The organism is Paenibacillus sp. 1A_MP2, assembly GCF_052244825.1.
GTDB classification, from domain to species: Bacteria; Bacillota; Bacilli; order Paenibacillales; family Paenibacillaceae; genus Paenibacillus; species Paenibacillus vandeheii.
This window is the reverse complement of record NZ_JBQQCS010000001.1, coordinates 4,677,394-4,692,850: the sequence shown is the minus strand read 5'-3', so window position 1 is coordinate 4,692,850 and position 15,457 is coordinate 4,677,394. Positions and strand designations below refer to the sequence as shown.

General features: G+C 45.8%; 14 protein-coding genes. All 14 read left to right on the top strand.

The features are described from left to right. Nucleotides 1-2,664, top strand: a complete 2,664-nt coding sequence (locus ACTWJ7_RS22895; RefSeq protein ID WP_443146411.1) for a DNA translocase FtsK — start codon at nucleotides 1-3, stop codon at nucleotides 2,662-2,664. Nucleotides 2,665-2,852: 188 nt separating this feature from the next. Beyond that, the gene (sleB, locus tag ACTWJ7_RS22890) at nucleotides 2,853-3,683 is read left to right on the top strand and encodes a spore cortex-lytic enzyme (RefSeq protein WP_024630277.1); all 831 of its coding nucleotides are present in this window, start codon (nucleotides 2,853-2,855) and stop codon (nucleotides 3,681-3,683) included. Between the two features lie 126 nt (nucleotides 3,684-3,809). Then, nucleotides 3,810-5,090, top strand: a complete 1,281-nt coding sequence (gene yfmF / locus ACTWJ7_RS22885) for an EF-P 5-aminopentanol modification-associated protein YfmF (protein ID WP_285079481.1) — start codon at nucleotides 3,810-3,812, stop codon at nucleotides 5,088-5,090. Between the two features lie 3 nt (nucleotides 5,091-5,093). Beyond that, a complete protein-coding gene (gene yfmH / locus ACTWJ7_RS22880; protein WP_301879216.1) occupies nucleotides 5,094-6,374 on the top strand; it encodes an EF-P 5-aminopentanol modification-associated protein YfmH in 1,281 nt (426 codons plus the stop codon). 1 nt (nucleotide 6,375) lies between these two features. Next, nucleotides 6,376-7,146, top strand: a complete 771-nt coding sequence (gene ymfI, locus ACTWJ7_RS22875) for an elongation factor P 5-aminopentanone reductase (protein WP_094936462.1) — start codon at nucleotides 6,376-6,378, stop codon at nucleotides 7,144-7,146. 172 nt (nucleotides 7,147-7,318) lie between these two features. Next, a complete protein-coding gene (locus ACTWJ7_RS22870) occupies nucleotides 7,319-7,582 on the top strand; it encodes a DUF3243 domain-containing protein (protein ID WP_024630281.1) in 264 nt (87 codons plus the stop codon). Nucleotides 7,583-7,780: 198 nt separating this feature from the next. Beyond that, the gene (locus ACTWJ7_RS22865) at nucleotides 7,781-8,548 is read left to right on the top strand and encodes a DUF3388 domain-containing protein (RefSeq protein WP_301249663.1); all 768 of its coding nucleotides are present in this window, start codon (nucleotides 7,781-7,783) and stop codon (nucleotides 8,546-8,548) included. A 66-nt stretch (nucleotides 8,549-8,614) separates the two neighbouring features. Continuing rightward, nucleotides 8,615-9,667 carry a helix-turn-helix domain-containing protein gene (locus tag ACTWJ7_RS22860; protein ID WP_079346902.1) on the top strand — a complete coding sequence of 351 codons (1,053 nt, stop codon included), beginning with the start codon at nucleotides 8,615-8,617 and terminating at the stop codon, nucleotides 9,665-9,667. Nucleotides 9,668-9,734: 67 nt separating this feature from the next. Next, nucleotides 9,735-9,905, top strand: coding sequence for a hypothetical protein (locus tag ACTWJ7_RS22855; RefSeq protein ID WP_157258470.1), 171 nt, complete (start codon nucleotides 9,735-9,737; stop codon nucleotides 9,903-9,905). A 154-nt stretch (nucleotides 9,906-10,059) separates the two neighbouring features. Next, nucleotides 10,060-10,551: a YajQ family cyclic di-GMP-binding protein gene (locus ACTWJ7_RS22850; protein WP_017689115.1), complete on the top strand. Its 492-nt coding sequence runs from the start codon at nucleotides 10,060-10,062 to the stop codon at nucleotides 10,549-10,551. A gap of 321 nt (nucleotides 10,552-10,872) precedes the next feature. Next, nucleotides 10,873-11,460 (top strand): CDP-diacylglycerol--glycerol-3-phosphate 3-phosphatidyltransferase, encoded by a 588-nt coding sequence (gene pgsA, locus ACTWJ7_RS22845; RefSeq protein WP_079346900.1) that lies wholly within the window; start codon nucleotides 10,873-10,875, stop codon nucleotides 11,458-11,460. A gap of 108 nt (nucleotides 11,461-11,568) precedes the next feature. Continuing rightward, complete coding sequence (locus ACTWJ7_RS22840) at nucleotides 11,569-12,825, top strand: competence/damage-inducible protein A (protein WP_079346898.1); 1,257 nt, start codon at nucleotides 11,569-11,571, stop codon at nucleotides 12,823-12,825. A 239-nt stretch (nucleotides 12,826-13,064) separates the two neighbouring features. Continuing rightward, a complete protein-coding gene (gene recA, locus ACTWJ7_RS22835) occupies nucleotides 13,065-14,129 on the top strand; it encodes a recombinase RecA (RefSeq protein WP_079346896.1) in 1,065 nt (354 codons plus the stop codon). Nucleotides 14,130-14,454: 325 nt separating this feature from the next. Beyond that, complete coding sequence (locus ACTWJ7_RS22830) at nucleotides 14,455-15,246, top strand: regulatory protein RecX (protein WP_443145903.1); 792 nt, start codon at nucleotides 14,455-14,457, stop codon at nucleotides 15,244-15,246. Nucleotides 15,247-15,457 lie beyond the last annotated feature (211 nt).

Sequence of the window (15,457 nt, the reverse complement as noted above, 5' to 3'; positions counted from 1 at the left end):
ATTTACGGCATTGTGCTTATAACCCTTGCCGTCATCGCTTTGTCGGGTGAAGCAACCGTAGGACGATCGCTTTCCAAGATGTTTGGATTAATGCTTGGGAAGTTTTATTTTGCGATTCCGCTTATAGGGATCTATTATGGCTTAATGGTGATGATTCATCGAAAATGGCCAAGCGGCTGGACAACGCGCAAGACAGGGCTCGTATTGCTGGTGTTCGCCTTAACCCTGATGAGCACCGTCTCTGCCATGCACCAGAAGCTTATACCGGTTGGAGCTCTTGAGCCTGGTGCTGTACTTACACAGATACATAATGATATGCAAACCGAGCTGCTCACGCCTGCTGCGCCAGGCGAAAGGGATTCCATGCTCAATAAGGACATTAGCGGCGGTTATATCGGAGCGGCGCAATTTGCCTTGTTCTTGTGGTTGTTTGGCAGCTTGGGTGCACGTTTGATTATGATCGTCATGTTCATTATCAGTTTCATGCTGATTACCAATCTTTCTTATGTCGATCTGATCCGCATTTTCAGAACGAAGATATGGGATGCAGGAAGTGCGATGTACAAAAGGCTGGAGGCTAGACCGGCAACTCGTACCGCTTCAAGCTCTGCGGGCAAGAAAAGTGGGAATGTCCGTAAAGTGGTGCCTGTTCCAGTAGTGGACGACGAGGAAGATGATGACGATGAAATGCATGATCAGCAGCTACCGAAACGAAAATCACCTATATTTTTCCAATTATTTGGAAAATGGGGTTCTGATCGGGAACGGATGAAGGCTGAGCGTGAGTTGGATCAGGATGATTCTTCAGACACGGAACATGTTGTCTACCGAGCAGAGCAGGAAAACCTTGCAGATGCATGGCAAGACGGGCCAATCACCGCATCTGATACAACGGCTCCAGCAGCTGTTGCTGTGCAATCAAGATCTAGTTCAGCTCCAATTATCCGTGACTTCTTTGAACACGTCAGAGCAGAGGATGCGAGTAAAGATGATGATCTGGATGATGCGTATCCTTTTCCAGAGGATCTAACGGCTAATATGCAGGGAGAAGAGCTTCCAATCAAGGTTTCAGATGAAATACTGGATACTAATGAGTGGGCTGAAACCGCGAATGCTGGAGCAGATGTGATGGATGCTGTGGACGGTATTTCAGACGTTGAGTCTACGTTGAGCAATGCGGCTCAAGGTTCGGATACGGAGGGGCAGGAAGTGCAACCTGTTAAGCCACCACCACCTCCGAAACCTTATAAGCTTCCGTCGTTCCGACTTCTTTCCAAGCCCAATAATGGAGGCAAGAGTGGCGACCAGAAGGATTATATGCAGACTGCTCGCAAGCTGGAAGCAACGCTGGAAAGCTTCGGTGTTCGCGCCAAAGTTCTTGAAGTGGTCAGAGGACCTGCTGTTACACGATATGAGATCCAACCGGATATAGGAGTGAAGGTCAGCAGAATTGTAAGCCTGACAGACGATATTGCTTTAGCCCTGGCGGCAAAGGATATCCGGATGGAAGCACCTATTCCCGGCAAATCTGCTATAGGTATTGAGGTGCCTAATGGAGAGGTATCCGTTGTAACGATGCGGGAGGTCATGGAGACAGCCACATTCCAGGATGCCGAATCCAAAGTGACTATCGCATTTGGACGAGATATCTCCGGACAGACGATTATCGGTAATCTGGCTCGTATGCCCCATTTGCTGGTTGCTGGTGCGACGGGTTCAGGTAAATCCGTATGTATTAACGGAATTATTACCAGCATCCTGTACAAAGCGAAGCCGGATGAAGTGAAATTTCTGATGGTCGATCCCAAAATGGTCGAGCTGAACGTATATAACGGTATTCCGCATTTGATGGCACCTGTCGTAACCGATCCCAAAAGAGCTTCACTTGCTCTCAAAAAGATTGTCGTTGAGATGGAGAAAAGGTATGAGCTGTTCTCCAAATCGGGTACACGTAACGTTGAAGGGTACAACAATCTCATGAAGGACAATCCAGCCGCAGTGTTGCCTTATATCGTTGTTATCGTGGACGAGCTGGCAGACCTTATGATGGTTGCCGCAGGTGATGTGGAAGACGCGATTGCCCGATTGGCTCAGATGGCACGTGCCGCCGGTATCCATTTGATTATTGCCACTCAGCGTCCTTCTGTAGATGTTATTACAGGTGTAATTAAAGCCAACATCCCGTCCCGGATTGCCTTCGGTGTATCCTCTCAAGTGGATTCCCGAACGATTCTGGATATGGGTGGGGCCGAGAAACTGCTGGGTCGTGGAGATATGCTGTTCATGCCAATGGGAGCTTCGAAGCCGGTTCGTGTACAAGGCGCTTTCATGAGTGATGAGGAAGTTGAAAATATCGTGAATTACGTGCGTGGCCAAGGTGAAGCACAGTATGACGAATCCATTGTGCCTGAGGTGGATGATTCCGTTCAGGCAGCAGATGAAGTACAGGATGAGTTATATGAACAGGCGGTGCAGATTATTTTGGAGGCAAAGCAAGCCTCGGTCTCTCTGCTGCAGCGTCGAATGCGGGTCGGTTATACACGTGCAGCACGTTTGATTGACTCCATGGAAGCCCGAGGCGTGATTGGTCCTTACGAGGGGAGCAAACCAAGGGAAGTATTGATCTCGCTGGAGCAGTATCAACAGAATAAAATAAGCTCGTAATCCACAGCGGATGCAAGCGAGTTTAAGCCCTTAACCTTATTGGTTAAGGGCTTTTTGCATGCCATTGGACTAAAGTTTTGCCATGATGTCCAATGATCGTCTGATTTGGTGCATAGGAACGAAGTATGCTTGTCATAATAACCTTAGCGATTCTGTTAATCCCACAAGAGAAAGGTAGAGCTCAGTCGATGCGAAAAATGAACATATGGCTTTTCACTGCTATTTTGCTGATGTCCGCATTGGGAATTCGTTATATGCTTCCTGGGAATACAGCAACCGAAAGTCTAAACCAAAGTACCCCGCAGGTCGAAGAGAAGTCCTTACCCACCTTTAGCACCAATGCTGTGAAATATGGAAGTTATGGCCAAGATGTATATGAGCTTCAAGGCCGACTGAAGTATTTGGGATTTTACAATGGTAAAATTGACAGTAATTTCGGCAGCACCACACTGAAATCGGTAAAATGGTTTCAATCTGAATTCGGGATGAAGGTAGATGGTGTGGTTGGAGCCAAAACCAAGCTGAAACTTTACAATGCTTCAAAACAGTGGTCGCCAACAGAAACGCCGTTGCATAAGGATCAAGGTTCAGGAAATGGTGGCAACAACAACAATACGGCAGACAAAGAGCAGGACAATATGGGCTCAGCCAATTCCATGGGGCTGTCGGAGAACGAAATCAAAATTATGGCTAACGCCGTATATGGTGAATCTCGCGGAGAGCCATTCGAAGGTCAAGTGGCCGTAGCGGCTGTTATTCTGAATCGCGTTAAATCGCCGAGTTTCCCGAACACACCGTCAGGAGTAATTTTCCAGCCAGGTGCATTTACCGCCGTTGCAGACGGCCAGATTTATCTGGAACCGAATGCCCAAGCTAAAAAAGCAGTTGAACAGGCGATAAATGGTTGGGATCCATCCGGTGGATGCCTCTATTATTTTAACCCGAAGACAGCTACATCCAAATGGATCTGGACTCGTCCTCAGGTGAAAACAATCGGGCAGCATATATTCTGTATGTGATGATCTTGGAAGCAACCAGAAGGCGTGACTTCGGTTGCTTCTTGCCTTTTGAATGGGTTAAAATGGTTGTTACGTTTAAGCTTCACTTATTGCACGACAAATGACGCCGTAAAGGGGTTTTGACATTTGAATACATCAGGATTTGAACGAGGAAATCGGAAAGAATTCCGCATACATGTTCTTCCTACAAAGCGGTTTAAGACATATGCGATATCACTTTACGCAGGGGTTCCTCTGCAAGAAGATACGGTTACCAAAGTAGCCTTAACACCTTTCGTACTTCGGCGCGGGACCGAATCCTATCCGGAAACAACGCAATTTCGTGAACAGTTGGAACATTTGTATGGAGCGGGTTTTGGCTTTGATGTTTATAAACGTGGAGATTACCAGATCGTACAGTTCCGTATGGACACCATTAATGATTCCTTTGTTGGCGGGGACGAGCAGTTGCTGGACCGTTCTTTTGCTTTCCTTGGAGAGGTGCTTACACGCCCTGCACAGGAGGATGGACATTTCCGAACCTCTTATGTACATGCTGAGCGGGAGACTGTTCGCAAAATGCTGGAGTCTATCGTCAATGACAAAATGCGTTATGCTGCTGAACGCAGTATTGAGGAGATGTGTAAAAACGAACCTTACCGCTTGCACCCGCTTGGTGAACGCAAAGATTTGCCGGGCATAGATCCAGAAACATTGACAGCTTCGTATCAGGAATGGTTGCAGCAGGCAAGTATGGACTTGTATGTGGTGGGCGACACCACGCTGGAAGAGGTAGAAAGCCTGGTCCAGCGATATTTCAATGTAGACCGTGTGACCTCTTCAGACTATCACACACGGGAAGCGGTTCGTGGAGATAAAGAAGTGCAAACCGTGGTAGAACGGCTTAATGTTAACCAAGGCAAGCTGAATATGGGACTTCGTACGTCAATCACTTATGGTGATCCGCAGTATGCAGCAGCTTTGATGTATAACGGCATTCTCGGAGGATATCCTCATTCCAAGCTGTTTGTTAATGTTCGTGAAAAAGAAAGTCTGGCGTATTATGCCTCTTCCCGTTATGACGGACATAAAGGTATTGCAACGATCCAATCCGGGATTGAAATTCCCAATTACGAAAAAGCGGTCAAAATTATCAAGCAGCAGCTGGATGAAATGAAGAACGGGAATATTACTGATTTGGAAATGTCCCAGACCAAGGCGATGATCCGGAATTTGCTTAGGGAAATGCAGGACTCTGCATTTGAGCTGATCGCTTATGATTTCAATCGGCAGTTGTCCGGCAAAGAGAGAACCGCCGAGGAACTGCTGGCCCAGGTAGAACAGATCAGCAAAGAAAATGTTCGTGAGGCGGCAGAAAAATTCCGTCTGGATACGATTTATTTCTTGCGTGATGAGAAGGAGGAATAGTCGGTGGAGAGCATAACTTACGATCGTTTGCAGGAAACGCTTTATTACGAAGTAATGGATAACGGGCTGCATGTTTATATTTTGCCTAAACCGGGTTTCCAGAAAACATATGCCACATTTGCAACCAAATACGGCTCGGTCGACAATCATTTTCAGGTTGAAGGACAGGAAGAAGTGAAGGTTCCGGACGGGATTGCTCATTTTCTGGAACACAAAATGTTTGAAGAACCAACGGGTGATATTTTTGCCACATTTGCTTCTCATGGAGCGTCTGCCAATGCTTTTACCAGTTTCGACCAGACCGTTTATTTGTTTTCGGCGACGGAACACGTCAATGAAAATATACAAACATTAGTTGATTTTGTGCAAAATCCTTACTTCACCGATCAGAATGTGGAAAAGGAAAAAGGGATTATCGCCCAGGAAATTAATATGTATGCTGATAATCCGGATTGGCGCGTTTATTTTGGCTTGATTGAGGCGATGTATCAGAAACATCCCGTTCACATTGATATCGCCGGAACCGTTGAATCCATTGGCACCATAACCAAAGAAACGTTGTATACGTGCTACAACTCTTTTTATCATCCAAGTAACATGCTTCTGTTTGTCGTGGGTGGAGTAGACCCGCAGGAAGTGCTGGATATGGTTCGTTCGAACCAGGCGGAGAAAAATTATAAGCCTCAAGGTCGAATTGAGCGGATATTTGAACAGGAACCTGAGCAGGTGGGGGAAGCGAGACGTGAATCCAAATTGGCTGTGTCCCTGCCCAAATGTTTGTTTGGTTTCAAGGAAACCGATGTGGGACTTACAGGAGAAGAGCTGTTACGTCGGGATATGACAACCAAATTGATGATGGATTTGCTCTTTGGTTCCAGTACCCCGCTATTTCAAAAACTGTATGATGAAGACCTGATTTCGGACAGCTTTGGACATGAATATAACAGTTCACCGCAATATGCTTTTTCTGCTATTGGCGGGGACACCAAAGACCCGGATCAGCTGCTTGCCCGCATCCGTGAAGAAGTTGATGCTATTGTGGAAAAAGGGTTCGATGCAACCGATTTTGAGCGCGCACGCAAAAAGAAAATAGGTGGATATTTGCGCATGCTTAATTCACCGGAAAACATTGCAAATGAATTCACGCGGCAGCAATTCCGCGGTGGTGATTTTTTCAATATGCTCCCGTTGTATGAATCGCTCACGCTGGAAGAGGTAAACCGCAGATTGAAAGAGCATATTCGTTGGGATCAGCTGGCGATATCGCTTGTCGTGAGTCCTTAATATGGAGAGGGGAACAGGACAATTGAAGCCAATCGGGGAAATGACGGTACTTGTAACAGGCGCTAGCGGAGGCATTGGAGCAGCCATTGCGGAGCGCTTTGCCAAGGTGGGCATGAATGTCGTAATTCACTATATGAAATCGCATGAAGCAGCTAATGAAGCTGCGAGAAGATGTATGGAACAGGGCAGTGGTAAAGTCATGACGGTGTCTGCTGATCTTCGCAGCCGGGAACAGATCGAACGTATGCGTGAGAAGCTGGAATCACATGGGCTGATGCCGGATATTTTGGTGAACAATGCAGGAATATCACATTATGGATTGCTGTCCGATGTTACGGAAGAGATCTGGGATGAAGTCATGGCGATCAACCTGAAAGGCACGTTCTTGTGTACACAGGAAATGATGCCTCACATGATCTCTCAAAGATATGGCCGAATCATTAATGTGTCGTCGATCTGGGGACTGTCAGGTGCCTCTTGTGAAGTGTTGTATTCTACGACCAAAGGCGGTGTAAATGCATTCACCAAAGCTCTTGCCAAAGAGTTGGCTCCCTCTGGAGTGACGGTGAATGCTGTAGCTCCGGGTGCCGTTCAAACATCCATGTTAAACCATCTGGATCAGGATGAACTAAAGATGCTGGAAGAGGAAATTCCTGCAGGAAGACTTGCCCAGCCAGATGAAATCTCATCACTGGTCTACTTCCTTGCACTTCCTGAGTCAGGCTATATTAACGGGCAGATTATAAGTCCAAATGGGGGCTGGCTCACGTAATAACTGAGTCAAATTCAATGTTGATTACTCTTCGGGGTAGTGTACTGATGGAAATTGTTGATTTGAAGCAGATCTTCGATGAATTCAAAAATGCTCGTATATAAAATGGCCGGGAAGCACATATTACAACTGTTGATTTTAAATCTCATGCGTCAGCAAAGGAGGATTTATCATGTCAACTGAAAAAACAGTGCTCTCAAGTTTTGACACATGGAAGAAGTTTTTGGGTGACCGCGTGAAGCAAGCAGAAAAGATGGGGATGAATGAAGAAACCATCAACAAACTTGCATACGAAATTGGTGACTTCCTGGATGAGAAAGTTGATCCAGCGAACCATTCCAACCGGGCATTGAAAGAATTATGGGATGTCGGCGATGCAGATGAGCGTCGTACGATTGCGTGCCTGATGGTCAAATTGGCCAAACAAAACGCATAAGAGTTTCAGATGGAAAGCTCCCGCAAGGGGGCTTTTCTCTAATGATTACAAACGGATTACAGAGCTGTTCTTGTAATTCATTTTCATTTTATATATCATTAACGTGACCCATTTTTAGAAGATATCTCAGATTGTTGTCCAATGGACACGTTCTGATACTGTCGAATAATGTGGAATAATGCTTTACGGGGTGTTTAAATGGAATCTAAACAATGGTATATGGAGTATAAAATACATAAGAACAGACCTGGCCTATTAGGGGATATTGCCTCAATGCTGGGGATGCTTGAAGTAAATATATTGACCATTAACGGTGTTGAAGGCAAAACCCGGGGCATGCTGCTTGAATCGGACGATGACGAGAAAATTCGTCTGCTGGGTGAAATGCTTGGCAAAGTGAACAGCATAACTGTGTCTGCTTTGCGTCAACCGAAACTGGTGGATATTCTGGCTGTACGTCATGGTCGATATATTGATCGTGATTCGGATGATCGCAAGACATTTCGTTTCACTCGGGATGAACTTGGGTTACTTGTGGACTTTTTGGGTGAAGTATTTAAGAGGGAAGGCAATCAAGTTATTGGTTTGCGTGGAATGCCGCGTGTAGGTAAAACGGAATCCATTATTGCAGGCAGCGTATGTGCAATGAAACGGTGGACGTTTGTTTCCTCCACACTTCTTCGTCAGACCATAAGAAGTCAGCTATCCGAGGACGAATTGAACCCAAACAATGTTTTTATCATTGACGGAATTGTGAGTACCATTCGTTCAAGCGAACGTCATTATAATTTGTTACAGGATATCATGACGATGCCTAGCACCAAGGTCATTGAACACCCGGATATTTTTGTTCAGGAGTCCGAATATGATTTTAACGATTTTGACATTATTATTGAACTCCGCAACAGTCCGAATGAAGAAATTATTTATGATACGTTTACGGCCAGCTACACCGACGAACTGTAACGCTCCGTACGGGATCATGAAATAGATAAGCAACAACTATAGAGATAAACATAAGGAGGAGATGGCATGTCTGAACTGGGTCAGCAGTTAAGAGAGGCCCGGCTGCAAAAAGGGATGAGTCTTGACGATGTACAGGAAATGACTAAAATTCGCAAGAGGTATTTGGAGGCAATAGAGGCAGGAGACTACAAAGTGCTGCCTGGAAGCTTCTATGTGCGTGCATTTATCAAAACCTATGCGGAAACCGTGGGGCTGAATCCTGATGAGCTGCTGGAGGGACATAAGAAAGATGTACCTGCAGAAGAAACGGAAGCAACAATGGAGCCGGTTATTCAGAAGCGTTCAAGTCGTCCGGTAGAGCGCAGTAACCGCTGGATGTCTGTCGCACTGATGTGGACTTTCCCGGTGTTGATTCTTGTGCTGTTGTACGTGTACGTCGTGATGAACAAGGATGATTCCGATACACAAGGGCTGGATCAAACGAAGATCACAGACAGCCAGCAGCAGCCTCAAGATAAACCGGATGAGCCTACAGATAATGGTCAGGCTTCTAATCCTCCGGCTGAATCAGGTAGCGAAGGCCAGGCCGGTGGTAACGGTGGTGGAACGGCAGAGGGACAGGCCAATGAACAAACGGATGGTCAGACAGATGGACAAACAGATGGGCAAACGCCTGATGAAAATCAGGGGAACCCAACGGATGCGCCATCAACTGCTGTAACTGTTGCTGAAGACGGGAAATCAGGCAATATTACCAACTTTAAAGTGAACGGCAGCGCAGGACAGCCTGTGACGGTTACGATTAAAGCAACGGGGCATAGTTGGCTGGAAGTATACAAGGGCGAGAACTCTAGCGGAGAAAAGTTGGAGTACGGCAACACCGCTGAGGGAGACAGCTACACCTTCGAATTGGATAGTGCAGGAATGTACATCAAGTCGGGTTACGCTGCCGCAACTACAATTGAGGTTGCAGGGCAGGTTGTGACAGACGGAAAAGCGACGAACCGCATTCGGTTAAGACTTGGTGAGGATACGTCTTCCACTGGTACAACTGAAGGCACTACGACGAACGGAACAGGAAGCACTACCGAAGGAAGCTCTGGCACTGGCGGCGAATAACCAAAGTTTCTGCGGGAGACACTAACCTTGTCTTAACTTGCAGTCAACTTTTGGTGAAGTGAGGTGGATGGCTGTGACAGTCAGCTGGATCGTAACAGGTTTGGGGATCATTGTCAGCCTCCTGGGTTATTACTTGACTCCAACTGCCTGGGGTTACGGAATTTTGGGTTTTGGACTTGCACATGTGCTTCTGGGTGTGCTCGACATGTTCAGACAGCCTAATCGCAGCCGTTATTAGAATGGCAGCCGCACGGAAAGCATTTTTGGCAACCATCTCAAGTGGCGGCCAAAAATGCTTTTTTTTAATTTGAAAACCCTCATAAAATTAGACTTTTGCTTGGCGTATCCTCTATAATGTTACAGAACATATGATTACTGAAAGGGTGACTGGTTTGAGTTCAGAAAATTCATTTGATATCGTGTCCAAAATGGACTTGCAGGAATTGACAAATGCCGTTACACAAACGGAAAAGGAAATTGGCACGCGTTATGACTTCAAGGGCAGCAAGAGCAGTCTGAAACTGGATAAGGATGCGTTAACGATCGTATCTGATGATGAGACCAAACTCAAGGCTGTTATCGATGTGCTTCAATCCAAGATGGCTAAGCGGGGTTTACCTTTAAAAAACATTGATTATGCAAAAGTAGAGCCGGCTTCTTCAGGCACAGTCCGCCAGCGTTTGAATTTCAAGCAGGGAATTGATCAGGATATCGCTAAAAAAATCAATATTTTGATTCGTGACTCCAAGATGAAAGTGAAGAGTCAGATTCAGGGAGATCAACTCCGGGTAACAGGTAAAAGTAAGAATGATTTGCAAGCTGTGATGCAGTTGTTGAACGGCGCCAATCTACCTCTGGATCTGCAATATACAAACTTTAAGTAATATTTCCTCATTGTAGCTTGCATGTTTTTTGACACTGCAATTGGCGTATATTATACTAAGTGTGCATTGCTGGCAGATAAGCATCAAAGCCCAGTCATCATCGTTTGCTGACTTTGTGAAAAGCAGTACATCTTCTGAAAGTCACCGGAACGTTTAAAACGGTTTTGCGTTTGAACGGTTGACTTTATTTTTGCGTTTTTACATAGTGAGAGCACTTTAGTGCTGATTTGACAGTGAAACTGTAAATTTCATGTTCCGGATGATGAACACGGGATTAAGATGAATGTTTGGAGTAATGGAGGATAAGAGGGAGGGCGTCTTGTGAATTTACCCAACCGGATTACGCTTGCACGAATTTGCTTAATCCCTTTTTTGATGGTGTTCCTGCTCGTAGATTTTCCGTTCTATCCAGAGCCGTTGCAATTGGGGAGCTTATCGCTTCCGTATAATCAATTAATTGCTGCTGTTATTTTTATCATTGCGGCAAGCACGGATGGAATTGACGGCTATCTGGCGCGGAAAAATAATATGGTCACCAACCTGGGAAAATTGCTTGATCCGCTGGCTGACAAATTGTTGGTTACTGCGGTGCTGATTTCTCTTGTAGAAATGGGTAAGTTGGATTCCTGGATTGCCGTGGTCATTATTAGTCGTGAGTTTGCGGTTACCGGCCTGCGTCAGATTGCATTACTGGATGGTTCGGTTGTTGCGGCAAGTGCCTGGGGCAAACTGAAGACTGTCGTGCAAATTGTCGCGATTGTGCTGTTGCTGTTGAATAATTTCCCGTTCTCATTCACGGGTATTCACATGGACATTATCGCCGTTTGGGCAGCAGCAATTATTACGATTTGGTCTGGTATTGATTACTTTATCAAAAACAAAAATTTGCTTCATTTATCAAAGGTGTAACGGTTTGCGGTTAAATGGGGAAGCATGAAGAAATCATTTGTACGAAGGGCAATAGGAAATTATCCTATTGCCCTTTGATCACTCACCACGTGTACAGGAGGATGCTGAATGAAGGCAGAAATCATTGCAGTTGGCACAGAATTGTTGCTTGGACAAATTGTGAATACCAATGCCAGATATCTATCCCGTGAATTGGCTGCGATCGGGATTGATGTATATTTCCAAACGGTGGTTGGTGATAATTTAAATCGACTTAGTGACGCGATACGCATCGCTCAGGGTCGTGCAGATGTCATTTTATTTTCAGGAGGCATCGGTCCTACACAGGATGACCTGACTAAGGATGCGATCGCGGCGGTCTTGAACCGCAAACTGCATATAGACCGAATGGCTATGGACAAAATTGAGGGTTTCTTCCGAGATCGAAATGTAGATATGACGGAAAACAATCGTCGGCAGGCAATCGTTATAGAAGGCGGGACACCGCTGGCGAATGAAACAGGCCTTGCCGCAGGAAATGCGATCTCTGATAATGGTAAACATTATGTTGTGATGCCTGGACCACCGAAAGAGCTGATTCCCATGTTTGAACAGGAGGTTAAGCCTTGGTTGTTCCAGCATGTACTGACTGAAGAAATGCCCATTTATTCAAAAATGCTGAAGTTTGCAGGAATCGGTGAATCGGCATTGGAAGACCGGCTCCTTGATCTGATTGATACACAGACAGATCCTACCATTGCGCCGTATGCAAGTGAGGGAGAAGTTACGGTACGTGTATCCACAAAGGCTCCAAGTGAGAGTGAGGCGAAGCTGAAGCTGGATGCAATGGAAGTGCAGATCCGGGAACGATTGCCAGAGCATCTCTACGCGAACGAGGACGTGCCTATAGAGTACACAATTGTGACCATGATGTCTGATATGGGTCTGACCCTTAGCGCGGCTGAGAGCTGCACAGGAGGGCTCGTCATGCAGAGCCTGACATCAGTTCCTGGCAGTGCATCGATGCTTAAAGGCGGAATTGTATGTTACTCCAATGAAATTAAGGAAAAGCTGCTCCATGTGCCGCATGACTATCTGGAAGGTGAAGATGCACCGGGCGCAGTGAGCCCGGAGGTGGCCAAAGTGCTGGCAGAGCAGATTCGCATGATTGGGGATGCAGATTTCGGTTTGTCAGTTACAGGGGTTGCGGGACCTGGTTATTCCGAGCGCAAACCGCCAGGACTTGTATTTATCGCTCTGGCGGAGCGTGGTAAAGAGACAGAAATTCATGAACTGCGTATTAATGGCAATCGCGAGACGGTTCGAATCCGTTCAGCGAAAGCGATTCTTTACCGTTTGTGGCGTAAGCTTGTGGAGATGGACTAGTTCACAGCTCGGATTGCATTTGCTAAGCCAAGCAAGTATAATAAAGGAAGACGGAAGAACCGTAGAATCAGGCTTTACAGCCTTGTTTACGGTTCTTTTTTCTGTTTAATGGAAAGTTTCCTTGAGGAAGAGGCGCCTCGGCCTTCACAAAAAAAACGAATGTATGTTCGAAAAAAAGCTTGGCAAACGTGTTAAAACAAGGTATCATTATCTTATAAACAGTAAAGGGTGTGAGCTTATTGTCAGACCGTCGTGCCGCGCTTGATATGGCGCTCCGTCAAATAGAGAAGCAATTTGGTAAAGGATCCATCATGAAACTGGGTGAGTCGACTCACATGAATGTGGAAATTATACCCAGCGGTTCCTTGGCTTTGGATATTGCATTAGGAACAGGCGGCTTGCCTAAAGGCCGTATTGTTGAAATATATGGACCTGAATCATCTGGTAAAACAACTGTTGCATTGCATGCGATTGCTGAAGTACAAAGAGCGGGTGGACAAGCTGCATTTATCGATGCAGAGCATGCTCTTGACCCGCAATATGCAAGCAAACTGGGTGTTAATATTGATGAGTTGCTTCTGTCCCAGCCAGATACGGGTGAGCAAGGGCTTGAAATTGCAGAAGCGCTTGTACGTAGTGGTGCTGTGGATATTGTCGTTATTGACTCGGTTGCTGCCTTGGTACCAAAAGCAGAAATTGAAGGCGAAATGGGTGATTCCCATGTCGGTTTGCAAGCACGTCTGATGTCTCAGGCGTTGCGTAAACTGTCTGGTGCAATTAGCAAATCCAAAACCATCGCAATCTTTATCAACCAGCTTCGTGAAAAAGTCGGTGTTATGTTTGGTAACCCGGAGACAACACCTGGTGGTCGTGCCCTGAAATTCTACTCTACAGTACGTCTGGATGTACGTCGTATTGAGAGTATTAAATCAGGCAATGACATCATCGGTAACCGTACCCGTATCAAAGTTGTAAAAAATAAAGTGGCACCGCCGTTTAAACAAGCGGAAGTGGACATTATGTACGGTGAAGGTATTTCGAGAGAAGGCAGTATCATCGACATTGGTACAGAGCTGGACATCGTTAACAAAAGTGGTGCGTGGTACTCTTACGAGGGCGAACGTTTGGGTCAAGGACGTGAGAACGCGAAGCAGTTCATGAAAGAGCATGCAGATATTGCTCAAGTCATTGAGCAAAAAATCCGTGTAGCCAGCAACTTGACTACTGCAGTTCCTGTGCCTACTAGTGAAGATCAACAAAAAGAAGCGGCAGAAGAACAAGAATTATTTGAAATTAACGAGTAAGCCCTCTGGACTCCCAAAGCTAGCCTGATTGAGCTTGGCTTAATCTAGCTGCTAAGGTGTTGTGGTGTGTACTCTCGCTGTCCAACAGCCTCTGTCCGAATGGACAGGGGCTGTTGGCACGCTTACTTTTAGTGTGAGGCCGGACATTGTTTCCGGCCTTTTGTATTAGCGTTAGATGTCTTCCGTGAGATAGCAAAGCGTTTAGTGAAGCTGCGTTTCCATTGGAGACATGCTAGGCGTATGTGAAGAAGTCTTTTGTTTTGCTGTGTGCTTTCAATTAGGCCATGCAGTTCAGACACAAAATGATGTGGAAGGGGCGAACTGAATGGACCAACATGATGAGGAATTATATGAAGAAGCAGAACTTGAAGGAATATCGCAATTCCCGGATAACGAAGAACTTACCATTACACGGGTCGAACGAACGAAGAGCAGGGAAGCTCGTTACCGGATTACCTTTGGTTTATATTCAATCACGGTGCTTGAAGATGTAATGATTAAATATCGGATGACCCGAGGAAATACATTTTTGAAGAAGGACTTGGAAGATATCATTGTAGCGGATGAGCGACAGCGGACGTATGTGCAGTCTTTACGATATCTGGAACATAAACCCCGCACACGCCACAAATTAAGTCAGAAACTTCGTCAAAAAGAATTTGCTGCACCGTTGATTGAAGAGGCCCTGGATCGGCTTGAGAGGGAGAATTTGGTCGATGATGAACTGTTTGCGAAGGAATGGACTCGTCAGCGTATGGAGGGCCAGCGGAAGGGGAAACTGTGGATAAGGCAAGAGCTGCGTCAGAAGGGCATTGCCAGTGAGCTGATTGCTGAAGCGCTGGAAGGTATAAGTACGGATTCGGAATTTGAGACTGCTCTAACCGCCGGACGCAAAAAATGGAATCAGGTCAAAGGAGACATCAAGGAGAAGAAACGTAAAACGCTTCCCTTCTTGATGCGACGAGGTTTTTCCATGGATATGGTGCGTCGGGTCGTGAATTGTTTAATTGAAGAAGATGAGGCGGGGACCCCGAAGATGACGAAGCATTGTTATGGGATTAGCAGACTGGACTCACTATACTGCATTCTCTTGACAATTTCTTTCGTCAAATACTAAAATGGACATGAGTCTGTAAGAAATGGACAACCCTTTTTCCTTCCAAAAAAGCGGTTTCTGTTTTTGAAGATTTATACCATTCATGATTATGGGTTTGCCGGAAACGGTGAATAGTGCGTGGAGACATGTACACTTGAAATGAAAATCGGCGGGGGATCGCCGTAAGTATTCGTTATTCCCAAAAATATGTAAGGTTTGAAAACTGCAAATT

Bases quoted from the DNA above. Each gene is read 5' to 3' on its own strand.
- sleB (WP_024630277.1), top strand. From the start codon at position 2,853: ATGCGAAAAATGAACATATGGCTTTTCACTGCTATTTTGCTGATGTCC.
- ymfI (WP_094936462.1), top strand. From the start codon at position 6,376: ATGGAGAGGGGAACAGGACAATTGAAGCCAATCGGGGAAATGACGGTA.
- ACTWJ7_RS22870 (WP_024630281.1), top strand. From the start codon at position 7,319: ATGTCAACTGAAAAAACAGTGCTCTCAAGTTTTGACACATGGAAGAAG.
- ACTWJ7_RS22865 (WP_301249663.1), top strand. From the start codon at position 7,781: ATGGAATCTAAACAATGGTATATGGAGTATAAAATACATAAGAACAGA.
- ACTWJ7_RS22860 (WP_079346902.1), top strand. From the start codon at position 8,615: ATGTCTGAACTGGGTCAGCAGTTAAGAGAGGCCCGGCTGCAAAAAGGG.
- ACTWJ7_RS22855 (WP_157258470.1), top strand. From the start codon at position 9,735: ATGGCTGTGACAGTCAGCTGGATCGTAACAGGTTTGGGGATCATTGTC.
- ACTWJ7_RS22840 (WP_079346898.1), top strand. From the start codon at position 11,569: ATGAAGGCAGAAATCATTGCAGTTGGCACAGAATTGTTGCTTGGACAA.
- ACTWJ7_RS22830 (WP_443145903.1), top strand. From the start codon at position 14,455: ATGGACCAACATGATGAGGAATTATATGAAGAAGCAGAACTTGAAGGA.